Origin of the sequence: Pseudomonas sp. D3, assembly GCF_029320995.1 — a bacterium.
GTDB lineage: Bacteria > Pseudomonadota > Gammaproteobacteria > Pseudomonadales > Pseudomonadaceae > Aquipseudomonas > Aquipseudomonas paraveronii.
Window position 1 is genome coordinate 5,325,859 of sequence record NZ_CP119772.1, and the last position, 19,994, is coordinate 5,345,852.

Here is a 19,994-nt window from a genome sequence, read left to right on the forward strand (position 1 = left end):
TGCCATTTGTGTTGATGATACGCATTATCATTAACTGCAAATCGGTCCGGTATCACTGTGAGCCAATCTCGCTTCAATCAAGTCTTTCTCACCCAACGGGTGATTCTGCTACGCACCTTGCAGCGGATGGTGAACAACCACAGCACCGCCGAGGACCTGTTGCAGGAAACCTACCTGCGCGTCACCCGGGCCCTGAGCGAGCGGCCGATCGATCACCTCGAACCCTTCGTCTACCAGACCGCGCGCAACCTCGCGCTGGATCACTTGCGTTCGCGCAGGATACAGGCCCGCACACTGCAGGAAGATGTCCCGCTGGACGTCCTGCAAAGTGTCGCCGCCCCCATCAGCACGCCCGAAGACGCGACCCAGGCCGAGCAACTGCTTGAGCACCTGAGCATCAGCCTCGGCCAGTTGAGCGCGCGCCAGCAGCAGATATTCATCCTCAGCCGCCTGCACGGTTGCAGCTACCAGGAGATTGCCGATCAGTTGGAAGTGTCCTTGAGTACGGTGCAAAAGGAACTGAAATTGATCATGGCCATCTGTGTAGGTGTGGCCGAACGGCTGGATCAGCCTTAAGCTTCATCCGACAGAAATGTCGATCCAGGCTGTAGGAAAGATAAATAGAACGCCGCGAAGACCCGAGGCACACCGTGACGGACCCGAATAAACTGCGCCCCCATGCGCTGGCTCATGAGGTGCTGCAAGACCCGGCGATGGACCAGGCCCTCGACTGGCTGATCGCCTTGCAGTGCCCGCAACCGGGGCAGCAGGCCGCGTTCGAAGCCTGGCTGGCCGGCGATCCGGCGCGCGCCCAGGCCTTCGGCAAAGCCCAGGCGGCCTGGGGTGGTGCGCCCGTCCACAGCGCCGCCGTCGCCCTGGCGGCACCGCGCAAGCCCAGCGCCTGGCGCCGCATCAAGCCACATTGGAAACCACTGGCCACCGCCGCCGTATTGATGCTCGGGCTGTTCAGCTTCAGCAACCTGCCGGTACGCCTGCAAGCCGACCACCTCACCGTGGTGGGTGAACGCCAGCGCCTGCAATTGGACGAGGGCTCGAACGTCTTGCTGAACACCGATTCGGCGTTCTCCAGCAGCATCAAAGACCACCAGCGCATCGCCCGCCTCTACCAGGGCGAAGCGTTTTTCGAGGTCATGCCCAACCGCGGCCTGCCGCTGGAAGTCGACGCCGGCCCCGTGCGCGCCAGCGTGCGCGACACCGCGTTCGCCGTGCGTTACCTCAATGGCGAAGCCCAGGTGCAGGTGCAGCGCGGCGATGTCGACCTGAGCAACACCTTCGACGATGCCCGCGTGCGCCTGAGCGCCGGGCAAAGCATCCGCATCGGCCCCAAGGGCTTCGGCCAACCCGCCAGACTCGACGCCAACAAAGACCTGGCCTGGGTCCAGGGCCGGCTGATCTTCGAAAACTGCCCGATGAGCGAAGTGCTCGCCGAACTACGCCGCTATTACCCCGGCTGGATCCTCAACACCAACGAGCAACTCGCCAGCGTCGCCGTCACCGGCAACTACCGCCTCGACCAGCCGTTGGACGTGGTGCGCTCCCTGGCCCACATCACCTCGGCCAAGCTCTCTGAATACCCGGCACTGGTGATCTTGAACTAAATGAGAATTATTTTTACTCGATAGTGATCGGCGGTACGTCTCGTCTTAGCCAATGCAACTGATTCCCATTTGAATCGGTTCGCAACTATAAGATTCGTATCTCCGGAGCGCTTTCGATGTCTTCTCGTTTCAATCGCCGGTCTTCTTCACCCGTGCTGTCCTTGCTGACCGCCGCCATCCTGCTGGCCGGTACGCCGGTGATGGTCGCCGCCGCCGAACCCACCGCCCGCAGCCACGGCAACTACAGCTTCAGCTTCAGCATCGAACAGCAGCCGCTGGTTGCGGCACTCAATGCCTTCACCGCCGTGACCGGCTGGCAAGTCGGCCTGCCGGCCGAGCTGGGCCAGGGTGTGTCGTCGCCTGGCGTGCGCGGTGCGCTGTCGCCGGAAAAAGCCCTGGAGCGCTTGTTGGTGGGGACCAACCTGAGCTACCGCAAACTCGGCAACAACAGCATTGCCCTGGAAAAGCGCGCTGCTGGCAGCGTCCTCAACCTGCAACAGCTGACCATCAGCGCCACTCGTAACGAGCAGGACGTCAACAGCGTACCGAACACCGTCAGCGTGCATGAGCGTGCAACGCTGGACCGCCAGAACGTCAACAACATCCGTGAGTTGGTGCGCTACGAACCCGGCGTCTCGGTCGGTGGCGCCGGCACTCGCGCCGGCAACGCGGGCTACAACATTCGCGGTATCGACGGCGACCGCATCCTTACCCAGGTCGATGGCGTGGAAGTGCCGGACAACTTCTTCAACGGCCCCTACGCCAAGACCCGTCGCAACTACGTCGACCCGGAAATCGTCAAGCGCGTCGAAATCCTGCGCGGCCCGGCGTCGGCCCTGTACGGCAGCAGCGCCATCGGCGGGGCGGTGAGCTATTTCACCCTCGATCCGGACGACATCATCAAACCCGGCCAGGACATCGGCGCCCGCCTCAAGACCGGCTACAGCTCCGCCGATGAAAGCTGGCTGACCTCCGCCACCGTCGCCGGCCGCGTGCAGGACGTCGACGGTTTGCTGCACCTGAGCCAACGCAATGGCCATGAAACCGAAGCCTACGACGGCAACAACGCCACCGGCCTGGCCCGCACCGGCGCCAACCCCGAGGAGGCGCGCACCACCAACGTGCTGGCCAAGCTGGGCTGGAATTATGGCGATGACAACCGTCTGGGCCTGACTTACGAGAAGTACAAGGACGATCGCGACGTCAACCTGAAGAATGCGGTGGGAGGCCCGTTCGTCGGCGGCCAAGGCTTCAATCTCTACCGTGACCGACGGGGCAACGACACCATCACCCGCGAACGTTTCGGCCTGGAAAACACTTTCGCCCTCGACTCGCCCGTGACTGATCGCATCAAGACCAGCCTCAATTACCAGATCGCCAAGACCGACCAGACCACCGCAGAAATCTACCAGGCGGGCCGTCGGGTATTGCGCACCCGCGACACGCTTTACGAAGAAAAACAGTGGGTATTCGATGCCCAGTTGGACAAGGCTTTCAGCCTCGGCGAGACCGATCACCAAGTGACCTACGGCACCACGCTCAAGCAGCAGAAAGTCACTGGCTCCCGCGAGGGCGCGGCCACTTGCCTCGCCGTCGGCGCCGGTTGCACAGCCATTGGCGCGCCCAGCCCAACGGCCAGCGACAGCGTGACGAAGACCAGTGACTTCCCCGACCCGACCATCAACACCTATTCGCTGTTTGCCCAGGATCAGATCGCTTGGGACAAATGGACCTTCCTGCCCAGCGTGCGTTATGACTACACCCAGCTCAAACCCAAGCTGACCCAGGAATTCCTTAGCAGCGTCAACCCGACCGGCCAATACCCGGTGAGCGACAAGGAAAAAACCTGGCACCGTGTCACCCCCAAGTTCGGCCTGACTTACGCGCTGACCGATCACTACACCGTGTTTGGCCAATACGCCGAAGGCTTTCGCACGCCCTCGGCCAAGGCGCTGTATGGACGCTTTGAAAACCTGAACCTGGGCTACACCGTCGAGCCCAACCCCGACCTCAAGCCGGAAACCAGCAAAGGCATTGAAACCGGGATTCGCGGCAAGTTCGACGCGGGCTCCTTCGACATCGCGGTGTTTTACACCAAGTACCGCGACTTTATCGACGAAGACAACGCGGTCGTCGGCGGCACCGTCGAACAGTTCCAGGCGGTCAATATCAAGCGCGCAACCATCAAGGGCGCGGAAGCCAAGGGCCGCTTGAACCTCGATGCCTTCGGCGCGCCCCAGGGCCTGTATACCCAGGGGTCGATTGCCTACGCCTATGGGCGCAACGACGATAGCGGCGAGCCGCTGAACAGCGTCAACCCACTCAAAGGCGTATTCGGCCTGGGTTACGAACAGGACAACTACGGTGGCCTGCTGAGCTGGACGCTGGTGAAAAAGCAGGATCGCGTCGACAGCAGCAGCTTCCACGCTCCCGACGGCAGCACCGACGGCCCGTTCAAGACCCCTGGCTTCGGTGTGGTCGACCTGACCGCCTTCTACAAAGTCACCCAAGACGTGACGCTCAACGGCGGCCTCTACAACCTCACCGACAAGAAGTACTGGAACTGGGATGACGTGCGCAGCTACGACAGCGTCGGCGAAGCCAGTGTCACCGGCCCGGCCAACCTTGACCGCCTGACCCAGCCCGGTCGCAACTTCGCGATCAATGTGGTCTGGGACATCTGATCAACCCGCCTCGCCTCGTCGGAATTAATCAGCGATGAGGTGAGGATTTTTTACTGTGCCGCGTCTTCTTGTTCGTCTAGTTACTAACCGCCCAGCCACGCCCCAGGGCATCACGGCGCTCCCCTTCTCAAGGACTTTTTCATGACCGTTTCTCCTTCCGCAGAACGCCCAAGCCTGCGCTCCCAGCGCCTGAACCAGATCACCACCGCGCCGCACACCCGGCTCGACGCGCTGGTCAAGGCGCACGCGCCGTTTGAAACCCAGCCCAACTTCGCGCGTTTCGTGGTGGCGCAGTACCTGTTCCAGTCGGAACTAGTGGCGCTGTACAACGATGCCGACCTGATCAAGATCGTTCCCGACCTGGCCGAACGCTGCCGCGCCGACGCCGCCAGGCTGGACCTGGCCGACCTGGGCACCGACGTCCCGGCCCCCGTCCCCGGCGCCGTGCAGAACCCGAGCAAAGCCGAAGCCCTGGGCTGGCTGTTCGTCTCCGAAGGCTCCAAGCTGGGCGCCGCGTTCCTGATCAAGCGTGCCGTGGGCCTGGGCCTGAGCGAAACCTTCGGCGCCCGCCACCTCGGCGAGCCGGCCGGCGGTCGCGCCGAAGGCTGGAAGCGCTTCACCCGCACCCTCGACAGCCTGGAATTCAGCGCCGAAGAAGAAGCCGCTGTGGAAAAAGGCGCGATCAATGCGTTTATGCGCTTCACTGTGTTGCTCGAACAGGCTTACGCTACAGCCCCTGAACTGGCCTGATACTCGATTGAAATGTGATCGGTGGGAGGGGCTTTCTCCCTCCCACAATTAGATCTCATTCCAAGCCGATTTTTTGTTATCCCTACGTTGCACGCACCCATGACCGGCAAACCCCAATCCACCTCGAAAATCGCCCAGCTCCTCTTCGGCCTGCTGGCCTATGTCAGCCTGGGCATCGGGTTGGTCGCGATTGTCGTGCCGGGTTTGCCCACCACCGAATTCATCCTGCTGGCCGCCTGGGCCGCCACCAAAAGCTCGCCGCGCCTCAGCGCCTGGCTGGAAAACCACCGCCTGTTCGGGCCGATCCTGTTCAACTGGCGCAACGGCAAGATCATCGCGCGCCGCGCCAAAATCAGCGCCACCGCCAGCATGCTGCTCTGCGCCGGCCTGATGCTGGTGATGCTCGATCACGGCTGGCCGATCTACCTGGCCATCGCCGGAATGAGCCTGGGCAACCTGTGGATCTGGTCCCGTCCGGAACGGCTCGCACGCCCTATATAACGCTGGATGTAGGCACTCTCCTACCGCTCATCGCTTACCGCTCATGAAAGCCCAGGTTGCGCCGATGTTCCGGATAATGCGCCGAATGGACTTGGCCCAGCTCGCATACAAACAAGTCCATTCGTGAGTGAACCTATGTTCGATACCCTCTCCATCCGCTTGAAAATCGTCCTGCTGTCCGGCCTCTGCCTGCTGGGAGTGATTGGGCTGGTAGTCGGCATCAATATTTACAACACCGCGCAGAACGACGCGTTGGTCAGCGACTCAAGCTCACGAATGCTCACCGCCAGTGTCGAACAACTGCTGCAAGCCAAGGCCGCCGAACAAGCGGTGCAATTGCAGAGAACCTTCGGCGACAGCCTGGTGGCCTTGACCGCCCTCGCCGATCAGGTCAAAGACCTGCGCAACCTGGGCGCCAAGCGGTCCCTCGAACCCGGCGCGCTGCGTGAAGATCTCAACCAGAGCCTGAAAACCGCGTTCGAACGCAACAGCAAGGTGCTGGGGATCTGGCTGGCGTTCGAACCCAACGGGCTGGAGGGCAAGGACAGCGAGTTTGTCGACGACAAGGCGCGTGCCTCCAACGGAAAAGGCCGTTTCTCCAGCTACTGGAGCCGCGCCGGTGGCGAAGGCTTGAACACGATCCTGATCGAAGACGACCTGAACAAGACCACCCCCAACCTCAACGGCACGCCCTACAACATCTGGTACACCTGCCCACGCGACACCCGCCGCACTTGCCTGCTGGACCCGTATGAAGACACGGTGGCCGGCAAGTCTGTGTTGATGACTACCATCGCCCTGCCGCTACTGGTGGACGGCAAAGTCATCGGCGTCATCGGCGTCGACATTGCCCTCGACTCCTTACAAGCCAGCACCGATGCCACGCAGAAAGACCTGTTCAACGGTATGGCGCAACTGCGAATTATCTCCAGCACCGGTTTGATCGCCGCCTACAGTGGCGAACCGGCTAAAGTCGGCAAGAACCTGATCGACACTCTGGGCGCCGAAGGCAAAGGCATCGTGCAACTGCTGGCCAGTGACAACCGCACGATTAGCGAACAGGACGACACCATTCGCGCGGTGTACCCGGTCAAGCCGATTGCCGACGCCAAGTCCTGGGGCGTGGTGATCAAGTTGTCCAAGGCCGTGCTGCTGGCCGACAACGTCAAGCTGCAAGCCGTACTCGACAAGGCCCAGGCCAGCGGCATGCTCAAGACTTTGCTGGTGGCGGCCGTCGCCGCATTGCTCGGGCTGTTGCTGGTCTGGCTGACCGCCACCGGCGTGACCCGGCCGATCAACAGCGTGGCCGCCATGCTCAAGGATATCGCCAGCGGCGACGGCGACCTCACCCAGCGCCTGGCCTATGCCAAGAAAGATGAGCTGGGCGAGCTGGTGAACTGGTTCAACCGCTTCCTCGACAAGCTGCAACCGACCATCGCGCAGATCAAGCAAAGTATCACCGAAGCCCGTGGCACGGCCGACCAGTCTTCAGCCATTGCGCGCCAGACCAGCGAAGGCATGCAGGTGCAGTTCCGCGAGATCGACCAGGTGGCCACTGCGTCCAACGAAATGAGCGCCACCGCCCATGAGGTGGCCAACAGCGCCTCCAACGCCGCCAGCGCGGCGCGCGGGGCCGATCAGTCGGCGCGCGAAGGCATGTCGATCATCGAGCAGAGCACCCGCGATATCACCACCCTCGCCAATGAAGTCAGCAAGGCCGTCAGCGAAGTCGAAACGCTGGCCGTCAACAGCGAGCAAATCGGTTCAGTGCTGGAAGTGATCCGCAGCATTGCCGAGCAGACCAACCTGCTGGCGCTCAACGCGGCCATCGAAGCGGCACGCGCCGGGGAAAGCGGCCGCGGGTTTGCGGTGGTGGCCGACGAAGTGCGCAACCTGGCCAAACGCACCCAGGATTCGGTGGAGGAAATTCGTCAGGTGATCGAACGCATCCAGAACGGCACCCGTGGCGTGGTGGCGACCATGCACTCCAGCCAGCAGCAGGCCCAGAGCAACGCCGGGCAGATCCATCAGGCCGTTCAGGCGCTGGGCAAGATCAGCGACGCGGTGACGGTGATCAGCGACATGAACCTGCAGATCGCCAGCGCCGCCGAACAACAGAGCGCCGTGGCCGAAGAGGTCAACCGCAACGTGTCGGCGATCCGCAGCGTGACCGAGACCCTCACCGGCCAGGCCACGGAGTCGGCGGCCATCAGCAGCCAACTCAATGCCTTGGCCACTCAGCAGATGAAGTTGATGGATCAGTTCAAGGTGTAAAAACACCACAGGACCAATGTGGGAGGGAGCTTGCTCCCTACACATTTAGAGACCAGGCCAAGCCTGCACAAACGCCGCCAAGTCTTCTTTCGGCGCGGTACGCGGTGGGTTCTGCGGCGTGCCCAGATACAAGAAGCCGATCACCTCCTCTCCCGCCGTCAGCCCCAGGCCCTTGGCCACATGGGCCGAGTAGGACAAATCCCCGGTGCGCCACACCGCACCAATCCCCTGGGCGTAGGCCGCCAGCAGGATGCCATGGGCCGCACACGCCGCCGCCAGCAACTGCTCGGATTTCGGCACCTTGAAATGCTCCTGCAGGCGAGCAATCACCACCACCACCAGCGGCGCGCGCATCGGGCCGTTCTGGGCCTTGTCGAGGGCGGCCTGCGGGGCGTCGGGGTCTTGCAGGCGGGCGGCTTCGACCAGCAACGTGCCCATCTGCTCACGGGCCGCGCCTTCCACGGTGAGGAACCGCCAAGGACGCAACTGGCCGTGGTCCGGCGCACGCATGGCCGCGGCGAACAGCACATCACGCTGCTCCTGGGTCGGTGCCGGTTCCAGCAGGCGCGGCACGGAAACACGGTTGAGCAAAGCGTCGAGAGCCTGCATTGGCCACCTCCAGAGAAAAATGTGCGGTCATTCTAGCGGGAATGAATCGGCATGCCATCAAACGATAATTGCTATTATTCAAACCGCCCCGCCCTGTTAGACTTTGCGACCTTGTTTTTCGCCTTTTTTCAGGAAACTCGATGTTCCGTTCGCTTCTTTGCCTGTCTGCAGGACTAATGGCCATGAGCCTGGCTGCCTGCGATGACGCCCCCCGGTTTACCCAGGCTGAGCCGGGAGAAGCGCGGGCCGGCGGTGCAACGACGGTGAACAAGCGCGACCAGAATGCCTTTTCCCTACCCTCGGCCAACCTGTCGCCGACCCGCCGCCTGGATTTCAGCGTCGGTAATAGTTTCTTCCGCAGCCCCTGGGTGATCGCGCCGTCCACCACCACCGCACGCGATGGGCTGGGGCCGCTGTTCAACACCAATGCCTGCCAGAACTGCCATATCAAGGACGGCCGTGGCCACCCGCCGCTGGCCGACGCGCAGAACGCGGTGTCGATGCTGGTGCGCCTGTCGATCCCGGATGCGCCGCCGTATGCCAAGCTCATCGAGCACCTCGGCGTAGTGCCCGAGCCGGTCTACGGCGGGCAATTGCAGGACATGGCCATACCCGGCGTGACGCCAGAGGGCAAGGTGCGGGTCGACTACACGCCGGTCAACGTCACGTTCAAGGACGGCAGCGTCGTCGAACTGCGCAAGCCCAACCTGCAAATCACCCAACTCGGCTACGGCCCGATGCATCCGGACACACGTTTCTCCGCACGCATCGCCCCGCCGATGATCGGCCTGGGCCTGCTCGAAGCGATTGCCGACGCGGACATCCTGCGCAACACCGACCCGAAGACCGCCGACAAGGAAGCCATCGTCGGCCGCGCGAATTGGGTCTGGGATGACGCCCGGCAGAAAACCGTGCTCGGACGTTTCGGCTGGAAAGCCGGGCAACCCAACCTCAATCAACAAAACGTTCACGCCTTTTCCGGTGATATGGGCCTCACCACGTCGCTGAAGCCCGTCGATGACTGCACTGACGCCCAGGTCGCCTGCAAGCAGGCGCCCAACGGCAACGGTCCCGATGGCGAACCGGAAGTCAGCGATAACATCCTGCGATTGGTGCTGTTCTACACCCGCAACCTGGCGGTGCCCGTGCGTCGCGACGTCAACGCGCCCCAGGTGCTGGCCGGGAAAAACCTGTTCTACCAAGCCGGTTGCCAGGGCTGTCACACGCCGTCGTTCACCACGCCAGCCAATGCCGCCGAACCTGAACTGGCCAACCAGGTGATCCGCCCCTACAGCGATCTGCTGCTGCATGACATGGGCGACGGCCTGGCCGATCACCGCAGCGAATTCAAGGCCAGTGGCCGCGACTGGCGCACGCCGCCGTTGTGGGGCATCGGCCTGACGCAAACCGTCAGTGGCCACACCCAGTTCTTGCATGACGGCCGCGCCCGCAACCTGCTGGAAGCCGTGCTATGGCACGGCGGTGAAGCACACGCGGCGCAGCAGCATGTGTTGTCCTTCAATGCCGAACAGCGCGCTGCGCTGCTGGCGTTCCTGAATTCTTTATAAGCCTCGACCCACTTACCGAAGGGAGCTCGACATGTTCCGTCCCAAGTTGTTGTTCACCAGCCTGGCCGCCCTCGCCCTCGGCGCCTGCTCACCGCAAGACCCACAAGCGGTGACCTCGGCAGCCATCGCCAAGCAAGTGATCTTGCCGACCTACAGCCGCTGGGTGGAAGCCGACCGCCAATTGGCCGTGAGTGCCCTGGCGTACTGCCAAGGCAAGGAAAGCCTGGACACCGCGCGTGCCGACTTCCTTCACGCCCAAAAAGCTTGGGCCGAACTGCAACCGCTGCTGATCGGCCCGTTGGCCGAGGGCAACCGTTCGTGGCAGGTGCAGTTCTGGCCCGACAAGAAAAACCTGGTCGGTCGCCAGGTCGAGCAACTGGTCACCGCCCAGCCGCAGATCGATGCCGCTGCCCTGGCCAAGTCCAGCGTGGTGGTGCAGGGCCTGTCGGCCTATGAATACATCCTCTACGACGCCAAGACCGACATCGCCGACGCCGCGCAGAAAGCCCGGTACTGCCCGCTACTGATGGCCATCGGCGAGCGCCAGAAAGCCCTGGCCGAAGAGATCCTCGCCAGTTGGAACAGCACCGACGGCATGCTCGCGCAGATGAGCAAGTTTCCCAATCAGCGTTACGCTGATTCCCACGAAGCCATCGCCGACCTGCTGCGCGTGCAAGTGACCGCACTGGACACCCTGAAGAAAAAGCTCGGCACGCCGATGGGTCGCCAGACCAAGGGCATCCCGCAGCCGTTCCAGGCCGATGCGTGGCGCAGCCAGTCGTCCCTGCAAAGTCTGGAAGCCAGCCTCGCTGCGGCCCAGACGGTATGGGTCGGCGTCGACAACAAAGGCCTGCGGGGCTTGTTGCCGTCCGATCAAAAGGCGCTGGCCGAGAAGATCGACGCCGCCTACGCCGCGTCCCTGAAACTGTTCGCCAGCAACCAGCGCACCCTCAACGAACTGTTGGGTGACGACGCCGGGCGCCAGCAGCTCAACGATCTCTACGACAGCCTCAATGTCGTCCACCGCCTGCACGAAGGCGAGTTGGCCAAGGCGCTGGGCATCCAACTGGGCTTTAACGCCAACGACGGTGACTGATGATGCTCAGGCGACAGGCTTTGGCCATTGGCAGCGCGCTGCTCGGCGCACTCACGTTGGGCGGCTGGACGTTGTTCAAGCACAAAGACAAGGGCCCGCTGCTGCTGTCGGCGCGCGATGATGCAGACGGCAAACACTATGCCGTTGGCTATCGCCTGGACGGCCAGCGGGTGTTCGCCACGCAGGTCGGTCAGCGCTGCCACGACATCATCAACCACCCGACGCTGCCGATCGCGCTGTTTGTCGCCCGTCGCCCGGGCACCGAGAGTTACCTGATCGACCTGCGTGATGGCGCGCTGCTGCAAACCATCAGCTCGAACGCTGGCCGGCACTTCTATGGCCACGCGGTGATTCACAACAGTGGCGACTGGCTGTACGCCACCGAAAACGACACCTCCGACCCGGGCCGTGGCCTGCTCGGTGTGTACCGGTTCGAAGGCGAGCGGCTAGTGCACAGCGGCGAGATTTCCACCCATGGCATCGGCCCGCATCAGGTGTCGTGGATGCCCGACGGCGAAACCCTGGTGGTGGCCAACGGCGGCATCCGCACCGAGGCCGAAAGCCGGGTGGACATGAACCTCAACGCCATGGAGCCGAGCCTGGTGCTGATGCAACGCGACGGCAGCCTGATCAGCAAGGAAATCCTCGGCCAGCCGATGAATAGCGTGCGCCATATGGGCATCGCAAGCGATGGCACCATCCTCACCGGGCAGCAGTTCATGGGGCCGTCTCAGGAGCGTTCCGAGTTGCTCGCGATCAAGCGGCCGGGGCAGCCATTCGTGGCATTTCCGGTGGCCGATGAGCAACTGCAGGCAATGGGGCATTACACCGCCAGCGTCGCGGTACACAGCGAATTGCGCCTGGTGGCATTGACCGCGCCGCGCGGTAACCGCTTCTTTATCTGGGACATGGACAGCGGCAAATTGCGCCTGGACGGACCTTTGCCGGACTGCGCGGGTGTGGGTGCGGTAGCGGACGGGTTTGTCGTGACATCCGGCCAGGGGCGCTGTCGATTCTATGACTGTCGCCAGGAACAACTGATCGCAAAACCGTTGGAATTGCCGGCAGGGCTTTGGGATAACCATCTGCATCTGATCTGACGGTCAGCCGCTCAGGCTAATCCCGCACTGCGCCTGACAGCCAGATCGCAGGCGAAAAAAAGGGCCTCGTTTCACAAGGCCCTTTTCGGGTGGTTTCGATCGTTTCAACTTTGTGGCCCCACCCCTCGTGACATCCCGAACATGAACAACAGTAGGTCATGATCGGGCTTGACCGTCACCGTCGCCTTCGCGATGCGCGGCAGCAAGCATTGCCCGCCGCTTTGCACCGCACTGAGGACCTGTGTCCGAGGTTGTTCCCATGCAACCAGGGCCAGGGCAGCAACGCCCAACGCCCCGACCAGAAACAGACCTCGAGCTATTTCTAGCTTCATTTGGTTAAACCCTTGATAGCGCTGCCAAACGCCGTCTCGTAAAAGTAGCTGAGTTTTGCCCAGTCGCCATCGCTCCACGACGAATGGCGGCGCAGTTGCAGCATGTCATGGGAGGCCGCCCGATAAGCGGTCAGGCGCTGGCGGCACTTCTCAAAGTCCAGCAGCGCGACTTCCACGGTGGCCGAGTCGGGCTCACCCGTGACTCGCACAAAGATATGCTTGATGTACAGGCAACCATGTTGCCAGCGCCCCTTGTGCATGCGCGCCAACGTCGCTGCGAGTTCCTTGAGCAGGCGCTCATGGACCGCCTCACCGTACTGTTCACGGCCACCGGCGGCGTACCATTTTTCGATTTCGTCGAAACCGTCCAGCGAAGCCGTCACCAACAATGCCTTCCATTGGTGTTGCGGATCACGACGCGCCTCGCAGAACACCATCTCCGGCACCCGCACATTCAACGAGCGCAGGCCCTTGATGGCATCCCGTTCGCGCAACACAGTCGGGCGTCCAAACGGATGGAGCCAACTGCGGTAGATATGCCCGGTCTGACGCTTGCTGTAGAGCAGGCGCCCGGTGGGGCCCGCCACACGCTGCACACCACTTTCACCACCGCGCCGACGATTGGGCTCTTCGACCCACTCGCCCTGCAGGCGCCAGAAATAATCAAATCGCTCTTCGGGAGCTACGTGACTGCCTGCTACGCACTCAACTGCCATCCTATTACCTCTTGCGCAATACATACACCCGCCACATGGCGTAGAGCGGGATGAAGTCCAGGGATTCCTGAACACGGAAACCGGCTTGCTCAAACTCTGCCTCTACAGTAGCCGCCGGCAATACAAACCGGTTTTGGTAACTTCCCTGCTCACCGTTGTTACGACGTTTTACTTCGACACGCTTGCGTTTCCAGGCCTTGAAGTTGCCATCCACCCACAACGAGATGATCACGCTGTCGCGGGTAACGCGATGAAATTCCCGCAGTATTGCCAGCCGGTGCTCAGGATCACCAATATGGTGCATCAGGCGCATGCAGAAGATGCTGTCGACCGAGTTATCTGGCAAATCGATATCAAAGGCCGATGTCTGCAAGGGTCGTACCCGTTTCACCACATCCGCCGGCTGGGAGAACGTCGCGACCTTCAACATCGACTCCGAATTGTCGGCGCCGATAATCACCCGGTTAGGTTTTTCAGCCAGCAGCGGCCAGAAACGCCCAGCACCACAAGGTAGGTCCAAAACTAGGCCGGGCTCACCGGCCATGGCCAATGCGCCGCGTGCCAATTGCTCGTCACGTTTGTGGGACAGCCGGCGAGCCAAATTGTCCTGATGCTTGAGCAAATAATTCTGCGCATGCTCATCGTCGTACTTATCGGAAAATTCGAGCTTAATCGGGGTAGGCATCTTACGTCTCCGTTTACTGATGCCTACGACCTTAGGTTGCGAAGTGTGACCAACAGGTCAACTCGTTGTGAAAAACTTGTCCTGTCCACGCTCATACATTTCAAGACTTTACAGACATAAATAATGTTAACGGGCCATCTTCGTCGAATTACACCGATCGTTGCCAGCACAGCGGTAGCACGGAAGATCAGGGTTTGACCTGACTCAACTGGACGTGAAAGCGGCAACCATTGGGCTCCATGGTGCTCAAACTGACGCTCCAGCCCTGGTTCTCGCAGATACGCTGCACCAGCGACAACCCCAGGCCAAGGCCTTCACCGCGCTTTTCGCTGCCGCGCACGAAGGGCTCGAACATGGCTTCGCGCTTGTCTTCGGGGATGCCGACGCCAGAGTCTTCCACGACAAAACCACTCGGTTCCAAGGTGAGTCGGATAAAGCCCTGCTCGGTGTAATGCAGTGCATTACGCAGCAAGTTGCCCATCACCGCATGCAGGAAGGTGGTGTTGTAGCGTGTGTCCAGGGGGTTGCCCGGCTGATAGATCAGTTGCAGGCCTTTATGCTCGATCGGCTCGCGCCAGAGGCCAAGCAAATCATCCGCCACCTGTGTGAGGGTTACTCGGGGCGACATGGTGGCGTCGTTGTGCTGGGCGCGCGCCAGCATCAGGAAGGTCTGCACCAGTTCGCGCATTTCTTCGCAGGCCCTGGCGATGCGCAGCACCTGGTTGCGCCCGCGCTCGTCGATGGCCGGGTTTTCCAGCAGCAACTCGCAGGAACTGGCCAGGACCATCAACGGCGTGCGCAATTCGTGGCTCACGTCACTGGTAAACAACTGCTCGCGGGACAGTGCCTGGCGTAAACGGCCCAACGTGGCGTCGAAGGCCACGGCCAGCTCGCCCACTTCATCAGCAGCGTAATCCGGCGCCAGGGGCGGCGCCAGGCCGAGCAACTGGTCACGATGACGCACCTGGCGCGCCAGGCGCACCACCGGTGCCATCACCTTGCGGGCCAGCACCCAGCCAAGGAAGACCGCCAACGCCAGGCTGAGCACGAAGCCCACCAGCACCACCGCGAACAGCACGCGCTCGCGTTCTTCGAAATCACTCTGGTCCTGCAGCAGCACATAGCGCCGCCCGTCAACCACTTCGACCATGGCGTGGTACGACAACGCCTCGCGGAACACTTCATGGAAACCGGGTTCCAGGTGCCGCAGGTCCTTGGGCAGCTCAAAATCCCCGCGCCCGCCGCTGAAATAGAACAACTGATCCGGCTCGGGTCGGTGGCTCCAGTCTTCGACGCTGTCCATCAGCAGCAGGCGCTGCAAGTCGCCGCCCAAACCGGCCGAAATCAGCTTCTCTTCCACCAGATGCACCGTCGCGATGATACCTATGGCGAAGGCGCCTGCCACCAACGCGCTCATCAAGGCAAAGGCGATGATGATCCGCTGGGCAAGACTTTGCTTAAACTCCATCACGACCCTCGGCCAGGCGGTAACCCACACCGTGTACCGTTTGCAGCAATGGTTTGGCGAAAGGTTTATCGATCACTTGGCGCAACTGATGGACGTGACTGCGCAGGCTGTCACTGTCGGGACAATCATCCCCCCATAGCGCTTCTTCGAGAATTTCCCGACGCAGTACGTGGGGACTTTTCTGCATCAACACCGCCAACAGCTTCAGGCCCACCGGGTTGAGTTTGAGCAGGCGCCCTTCTCGGGTGACTTCCAGGGTATCGAGGTCGTAATGCAGGTCGGCCACCTGCAGGGCACGGCGTCCGCCGCCGTGGGCGCGGCGCAGCACGGCTTCGATGCGCGCGGCCAGTTCCGACAGGGCAAACGGCTTGAGCAAGTAGTCATCGGCGCCGGACTTGAAGCCCTGCAGCCGGTCATCCAACTGATCGCGGGCGGTGAGCATGATCACCGGCGTGTCGCGGCGCGCGTCTTCACGCAGGCGTTTGCACAAGGTGTAGCCATCGATGCCAGGCAGCATGATGTCGAGCACGATCAAGTCGTAGTGCTCGGTGGCGGCCAGGTGCAGGCCCGACAAACCGTCCTGCGCGCAGTCCACGGTGTAGCCTTTGAGCCCCAGGTAATCCGCCAGGTTGGCCAGAATATCGCGGTTGTCTTCAACCAATAAAATTCGCATGGGCAGTGTCTCCGTACTTTCGTGCCAGCCGTGTGTTGGCTCGCGCAGCTTAAGGCCAAGTGATGCTCAGGGATAGAGCCTAACCGTTGGTCAATAAAGGTTTTCAACCGATTGGGGCGCCGAATGAGTTTTTCACTATAGCTTCACAAACTGATTACAGTGTCAGGGCGAAGATCGCACCCATTGATATAAGGAAGCGGGACATGGGGTTTCTCAAAACAGCGCCGATGCGCTATTTGCTGTTGGTAACGGGTGCCTGGCTGGCTATTTTCCTGCTTACCCGCAGCGTATTGCTGGTTACGCACCTGGATGAAGTCGGCGGCAATCTGCTGCCGGTATTTGGCGTGGGTCTGCTGTATGACCTCGGTTTTCTCGCCTATGCCGCCCTGCCTCTGGGGCTGTACCTGTTGCTGTGTCCGCCCGCGCTGTGGCGCCGCCGTGGCCATCGCTGGTTCCTGCAGGCGGTGCTCACCGTCAGCCTGTTCGCAATGCTGTTCACCTCGGTGGCCGAATGGCTGTTCTGGGACGAATTCGGCGTGCGCTTCAACTTTATCGCCGTCGACTACCTGGTGTACTCCGATGAAGTCCTGAACAACCTGCTGGAATCCTACCCCATCGGCAAGTTGCTCAGTTTGCTGGCGATGCTGGCCATCGTGTTGAGCCTGGCTTTGCGCAAGCCGTTCAATGCCGCAATGAATGCTCCGCTGCCGCCCATGCGCGGCCGCCTGTTGAATGCCTTGGCACTGTTGGTCGTCGGGGGTCTGAGCCTGCAGTTGATCAGCCAGGACAGCCCGCGCGCGCAAGGCGGCAACGCCTACAAGAACGAACTGGCGAGCAATGGCCCGTATCAGTTTTTCGCCGCCTTCCGTAACAACGAACTGGACTACTCACAGTTCTACAAGAGCCTGCCGACCGACGTCGTGGCCAAGCAGTTGCGCGCCGAACTCAGCGAGCCCAATGCGCGCTTTATCGGCCAGGACCCGCTGGATATCCGCCGCGCCATTACCCACCCGGGCCCCCTGCGCAAACCCAATATCGTGCTGGTGACCATCGAAAGTTTCAGCGCCAAATACATGGGCAGCAATGGCGACGGGCGCAACCTCACGCCGAATCTCGACGTCTTGCGTCAACAAAGCCTGTACTTCAATAACTTCTACGCCACCGGTACCCGCACCGACCGTGGCCTGGAGGCGATCACCCTGGCAATCCCACCGACGCCGGGACGCTCTATCGTCAAACGTATTGGCCGGGAAAGCGGCTTCGCGAGCCTGGGGCAACAACTCACGGCCATCGGTTACGACAGCGTGTTTGTGTATGGCGGGCGTGGTTATTTCGACAACATGAATGCGTTCTTCAGCGGCAACGGTTATCGCGTCGTGGACCAGAGCAGCGTGCCCGAGGCAGAAATCTCGTTCAAGAACGCCTGGGGTATGGCTGACGAGGATCTGTACAAACAGACCCTGAAGCTGGCCGATGCGGACTACGCCAAACAGCAGCCGTTTTTGCTGCAACTGATGACCACGTCCAACCATCGCCCTTACACCTACCCGGACGGGCGCATCGATATCAAATCCGGCAATGGCCGCGACGGTGCGGTGAAGTACACCGATCATGCCATCGGCCAATTCCTGGAAGCGGCGCGGCAGAAACCCTGGTTCGATAACACCATCTTCGTCTTCGTCGCCGACCACACTGCCGGCAGTGCGGGCAAGGAAGACCTGCCCATTGCCAACTATCAGATTCCACTGTTCATCTATGCGCCCAAGCTGATCGACGCACGGGAATCGGCACAACTGGCCAGCCAGATCGACCTGGCGCCGACCCTGCTGGGCCTGATCAACCTGAACTATGAATCGACCTTCTTTGGCCGCGACCTGTTGCAGGACAACCCATTGCCCCCTCGGGTCGTAGTCGGCAACTACCAGCACCTGGGGTTATTCGACGGCAAAGACCTGGCGATTCTCAGCCCACGCCAGGGCCTGCGCCGCCACGACGAGGCGCTGGGTGAGAGCCAGGAATTGCGGGTCGGCAGCGATGACCCGCTGATCCTGCGGGCGATCACCTACTACCAGGCCGCCAGTTATGGTTTCAAACAACAACTGCTGAGCTGGAGGGTCCCCAAGGAAGAGGCCCCGGCAGTGAGCACGCGCTAAGCAAAACGTCCCTTACTGCCAAGTACGGGACTTCTTTATAGGTTTACACACCCGCATAAAAAACCCCGCCTGCATCGCTGCAGGCGGGGTTTTTCAGTCGCCGGGTAAGGCTGGCTTACATCATGCCGCCCATGCCACCCATGCCGCCCATGTCTGGCATACCGCCGCCAGCCGAGCCGTCTTTCTTCGGTGCATCAGCGATCGCCGCTTCGGTGGTCAGGATCAGACCGCCGATGGAGGAAGCTGCTTGCAGCGCGGAACGAGTCACCTTGGTAGGGTCCAGGATGCCCATTTCGATCATGTCGCCGTACTCGCCAGTCGCAGCGTTGTAACCGTAGTTACCTTTGCCGTTCTTGACTTCGTTGACCACAACGCTTGGCTCGTCGCCGGAGTTGGCAGCGATCTGACGCAGCGGTGCTTCAACAGCACGACGCAGTACAGCGATACCGACGTTCTGGTCAGCATTGTCGCCGGTCAGGTTGGTCAGGGCTTCCAGAGCACGGATCAGCGCAACGCCACCGCCAGGTACCACGCCTTCTTCAACGGCCGCACGGGTTGCATGCAGGGCGTCTTCAACGCGGGCTTTCTTCTCTTTCATTTCAACTTCGGAACCAGCGCCAACCTTGATCACTGCAACGCCGCCGGACAGCTTGGCCAGACGCTCTTGCAGTTTTTCACGGTCGTAGTCCGAGGAAGTTTCGGCAACCTGGGCACGGATCTGAGTGATGCGCGCCTGAATGTCGGCCTCTACGCCAGCACCGTCGACGACGATGGTGTTTTCCTTGGAGATGGTCACACGCTTGGCGCTACCCAGGTTTTCCAGGGTGGCGCTTTCCAGGCTCAGGCCGATCTCTTCGGAGATAACGGTACCGCCGGTCAGAACGGCGATGTCCTGCAGCATGGCCTTGCGACGGTCGCCGAAGCCTGGAGCCTTGACGGCTGCAACTTTGACGATGCCACGCATGTTGTTCACAACCAGAGTCGCCAGGGCTTCGCCTTCAACGTCTTCGGAAACGATCAGCAGTGGGCGACCGGCTTTGGCAACAGCTTCCAGCACCGGCAGCATTTCGCGGATGTTGGAGATCTTTTTGTCGACCAGCAGGATCAGCGGGTTTTCCAGCTCGGCAACCATGGTTTCCGGCTTGTTGACGAAGTACGGGGACAGGTAGCCACGGTCGAACTGCATGCCTTCTACAACCGACAGTTCGTTTTCCAGGCCGGTGCCTTCTTCAACAGTGATCACGCCTTCTTTACCGACTTTTTCCATGGCTTCGGCAATGATGTCGCCGATGGAGTTGTCGGAGTTGGCGGAGATGGTGCCTACCTGAGCGATAGCCTTGGTGTCAGCGCATGGCTTGGACAGGTTTTTCAGCTCAGCGACGATGGCGATGGTCGCCTTGTCGATGCCGCGCTTGAGGTCCATCGGGTTCATGCCGGCAGCGACGGCTTTGTAGCCTTCGTTGACGATTGCCTGAGCCAGAACGGTGGCGGTGGTGGTGCCGTCGCCTGCGTCATCGTTGGCACGGGAGGCAACGTCTTTGACCAGCTGCGCGCCCATGTTTTCGAAACGGTCTTCCAGTTCGATTTCTTTGGCTACGGAAACGCCGTCCTTGGTGATGGTCGGAGCGCCGAAGCTCTTCTCGATGATCACGTTACGGCCTTTCGGGCCCAGGGTCGCTTTTACTGCGTCAGCCAGGATGTTGACACCTGTGAGCATTTTCTTGCGGGCGGAATCGCCGAATTTAACTTCTTTAGCAGCCATGATC

At 61.3% G+C, this 19,994-nt stretch carries 17 protein-coding genes; 10 read left to right on the forward strand and 7 right to left on the reverse strand.

Annotated features, from left to right (window positions below):
- The first annotated feature begins 57 nt into the window (after window positions 1-57).
- From P3S72_RS24585 to P3S72_RS24610, 6 genes are all read left to right on the forward strand, one after another.
- Window positions 58-576: a sigma-70 family RNA polymerase sigma factor gene (locus tag P3S72_RS24585; protein ID WP_247406377.1), complete on the forward strand. Its 519-nt coding sequence runs from the start codon at window positions 58-60 to the stop codon at window positions 574-576.
- Window positions 577-650: 74 nt separating this feature from the next.
- Window positions 651-1,619 carry a FecR domain-containing protein gene (locus tag P3S72_RS24590; RefSeq protein WP_276194658.1) on the forward strand — a complete coding sequence of 323 codons (969 nt, stop codon included), beginning with the start codon at window positions 651-653 and terminating at the stop codon, window positions 1,617-1,619.
- 116 nt (window positions 1,620-1,735) lie between these two features.
- Window positions 1,736-4,303, forward strand: a complete 2,568-nt coding sequence (locus P3S72_RS24595; protein ID WP_276194659.1) for a TonB-dependent receptor — start codon at window positions 1,736-1,738, stop codon at window positions 4,301-4,303.
- 141 nt (window positions 4,304-4,444) lie between these two features.
- Entirely contained in the window at window positions 4,445-5,053 is a 609-nt protein-coding gene (locus tag P3S72_RS24600) for a biliverdin-producing heme oxygenase (protein WP_276194660.1), read from the forward strand.
- Window positions 5,054-5,152: 99 nt separating this feature from the next.
- A complete protein-coding gene (locus P3S72_RS24605; RefSeq protein WP_247399755.1) occupies window positions 5,153-5,554 on the forward strand; it encodes a YbaN family protein in 402 nt (133 codons plus the stop codon).
- 135 nt (window positions 5,555-5,689) lie between these two features.
- Window positions 5,690-7,828 carry a methyl-accepting chemotaxis protein gene (locus P3S72_RS24610; RefSeq protein ID WP_276194661.1) on the forward strand — a complete coding sequence of 713 codons (2,139 nt, stop codon included), beginning with the start codon at window positions 5,690-5,692 and terminating at the stop codon, window positions 7,826-7,828.
- 45 nt (window positions 7,829-7,873) lie between these two features.
- On the opposite strand, the gene P3S72_RS24615 is transcribed toward P3S72_RS24610, so the two are convergent.
- A complete protein-coding gene (locus P3S72_RS24615) occupies window positions 7,874-8,437 on the reverse strand; it encodes a nitroreductase family protein (protein WP_276194662.1) in 564 nt (187 codons plus the stop codon).
- Window positions 8,438-8,577: 140 nt separating this feature from the next.
- Here P3S72_RS24615 and P3S72_RS24620 point away from each other — a divergent pair, with 140 nt between their 5' ends.
- From P3S72_RS24620 to P3S72_RS24630, 3 genes are read left to right on the forward strand one after another with little or no spacing between them, the layout of a single operon-like run.
- Window positions 8,578-10,005, forward strand: a complete 1,428-nt coding sequence (locus P3S72_RS24620) for a di-heme oxidoredictase family protein (protein ID WP_276194663.1) — start codon at window positions 8,578-8,580, stop codon at window positions 10,003-10,005.
- Between the two features lie 31 nt (window positions 10,006-10,036).
- Window positions 10,037-11,101, forward strand: a complete 1,065-nt coding sequence (locus P3S72_RS24625) for an imelysin family protein (RefSeq protein WP_247399748.1) — start codon at window positions 10,037-10,039, stop codon at window positions 11,099-11,101.
- 2 nt (window positions 11,102-11,103) lie between these two features.
- Complete coding sequence (locus P3S72_RS24630; RefSeq protein ID WP_276197993.1) at window positions 11,104-12,201, forward strand: DUF1513 domain-containing protein; 1,098 nt, start codon at window positions 11,104-11,106, stop codon at window positions 12,199-12,201.
- 104 nt (window positions 12,202-12,305) lie between these two features.
- Here the strand turns inward: P3S72_RS24630 and P3S72_RS24635 are convergent, their stop codons facing one another.
- The 5 genes from P3S72_RS24635 to colR form a co-directional block, all read right to left on the reverse strand.
- Window positions 12,306-12,533, reverse strand: a complete 228-nt coding sequence (locus P3S72_RS24635) for a hypothetical protein (protein WP_276194664.1) — start codon at window positions 12,531-12,533, stop codon at window positions 12,306-12,308.
- A complete protein-coding gene (locus tag P3S72_RS24640) occupies window positions 12,530-13,249 on the reverse strand; it encodes a lipopolysaccharide kinase InaA family protein (RefSeq protein ID WP_276194665.1) in 720 nt (239 codons plus the stop codon). Before P3S72_RS24640 ends, P3S72_RS24635 begins: the two co-directional genes overlap by 4 nt.
- 4 nt (window positions 13,250-13,253) lie before the next feature.
- A complete protein-coding gene (locus P3S72_RS24645; RefSeq protein WP_276194666.1) occupies window positions 13,254-13,934 on the reverse strand; it encodes a class I SAM-dependent methyltransferase in 681 nt (226 codons plus the stop codon).
- Window positions 13,935-14,121: 187 nt separating this feature from the next.
- On the reverse strand, window positions 14,122-15,402 hold the full coding sequence (locus tag P3S72_RS24650) for a HAMP domain-containing sensor histidine kinase (protein ID WP_276194667.1): 1,281 nt from the start codon (window positions 15,400-15,402) through the stop codon (window positions 14,122-14,124).
- Entirely contained in the window at window positions 15,392-16,075 is a 684-nt protein-coding gene (colR, locus tag P3S72_RS24655; RefSeq protein ID WP_046382217.1) for a two-component system response regulator ColR, read from the reverse strand. The genes P3S72_RS24650 and colR overlap by 11 nt, the downstream gene beginning before the upstream one ends.
- Window positions 16,076-16,278: 203 nt before the next feature.
- Between colR and P3S72_RS24660 the strand changes: the two genes are divergently transcribed.
- Window positions 16,279-18,228, forward strand: a complete 1,950-nt coding sequence (locus P3S72_RS24660; RefSeq protein WP_276194668.1) for an LTA synthase family protein — start codon at window positions 16,279-16,281, stop codon at window positions 18,226-18,228.
- Window positions 18,229-18,343: 115 nt separating this feature from the next.
- Here the strand turns inward: P3S72_RS24660 and groL are convergent, their stop codons facing one another.
- On the reverse strand, window positions 18,344-19,990 hold the full coding sequence (gene groL / locus P3S72_RS24665; protein ID WP_247399719.1) for a chaperonin GroEL: 1,647 nt from the start codon (window positions 19,988-19,990) through the stop codon (window positions 18,344-18,346).
- Window positions 19,991-19,994: the final 4 nt, after the last annotated feature.

What these genes read in the sequence shown, in the direction of transcription:
- colR (WP_046382217.1), bottom strand. Translation starts at nt 16,075, where the DNA reads ATGCGAATTTTATTGGTTGAAGACAACCGCGATATTCTGGCCAACCTG.
- P3S72_RS24595 (WP_276194659.1), top strand. Translation starts at nt 1,736, where the DNA reads ATGTCTTCTCGTTTCAATCGCCGGTCTTCTTCACCCGTGCTGTCCTTG.
- P3S72_RS24630 (WP_276197993.1), top strand. Translation starts at nt 11,104, where the DNA reads ATGCTCAGGCGACAGGCTTTGGCCATTGGCAGCGCGCTGCTCGGCGCA.
- P3S72_RS24640 (WP_276194665.1), bottom strand. Translation starts at nt 13,249, where the DNA reads ATGGCAGTTGAGTGCGTAGCAGGCAGTCACGTAGCTCCCGAAGAGCGA.
- P3S72_RS24615 (WP_276194662.1), bottom strand. Translation starts at nt 8,437, where the DNA reads ATGCAGGCTCTCGACGCTTTGCTCAACCGTGTTTCCGTGCCGCGCCTG.
- P3S72_RS24605 (WP_247399755.1), top strand. Translation starts at nt 5,153, where the DNA reads ATGACCGGCAAACCCCAATCCACCTCGAAAATCGCCCAGCTCCTCTTC.
- groL (WP_247399719.1), bottom strand. Translation starts at nt 19,990, where the DNA reads ATGGCTGCTAAAGAAGTTAAATTCGGCGATTCCGCCCGCAAGAAAATG.
- P3S72_RS24650 (WP_276194667.1), bottom strand. Translation starts at nt 15,402, where the DNA reads ATGGAGTTTAAGCAAAGTCTTGCCCAGCGGATCATCATCGCCTTTGCC.
- P3S72_RS24625 (WP_247399748.1), top strand. Translation starts at nt 10,037, where the DNA reads ATGTTCCGTCCCAAGTTGTTGTTCACCAGCCTGGCCGCCCTCGCCCTC.
- P3S72_RS24620 (WP_276194663.1), top strand. Translation starts at nt 8,578, where the DNA reads ATGTTCCGTTCGCTTCTTTGCCTGTCTGCAGGACTAATGGCCATGAGC.
- P3S72_RS24660 (WP_276194668.1), top strand. Translation starts at nt 16,279, where the DNA reads ATGGGGTTTCTCAAAACAGCGCCGATGCGCTATTTGCTGTTGGTAACG.
- P3S72_RS24610 (WP_276194661.1), top strand. Translation starts at nt 5,690, where the DNA reads ATGTTCGATACCCTCTCCATCCGCTTGAAAATCGTCCTGCTGTCCGGC.
- P3S72_RS24600 (WP_276194660.1), top strand. Translation starts at nt 4,445, where the DNA reads ATGACCGTTTCTCCTTCCGCAGAACGCCCAAGCCTGCGCTCCCAGCGC.
- P3S72_RS24635 (WP_276194664.1), bottom strand. Translation starts at nt 12,533, where the DNA reads ATGAAGCTAGAAATAGCTCGAGGTCTGTTTCTGGTCGGGGCGTTGGGC.
- P3S72_RS24645 (WP_276194666.1), bottom strand. Translation starts at nt 13,934, where the DNA reads ATGCCTACCCCGATTAAGCTCGAATTTTCCGATAAGTACGACGATGAG.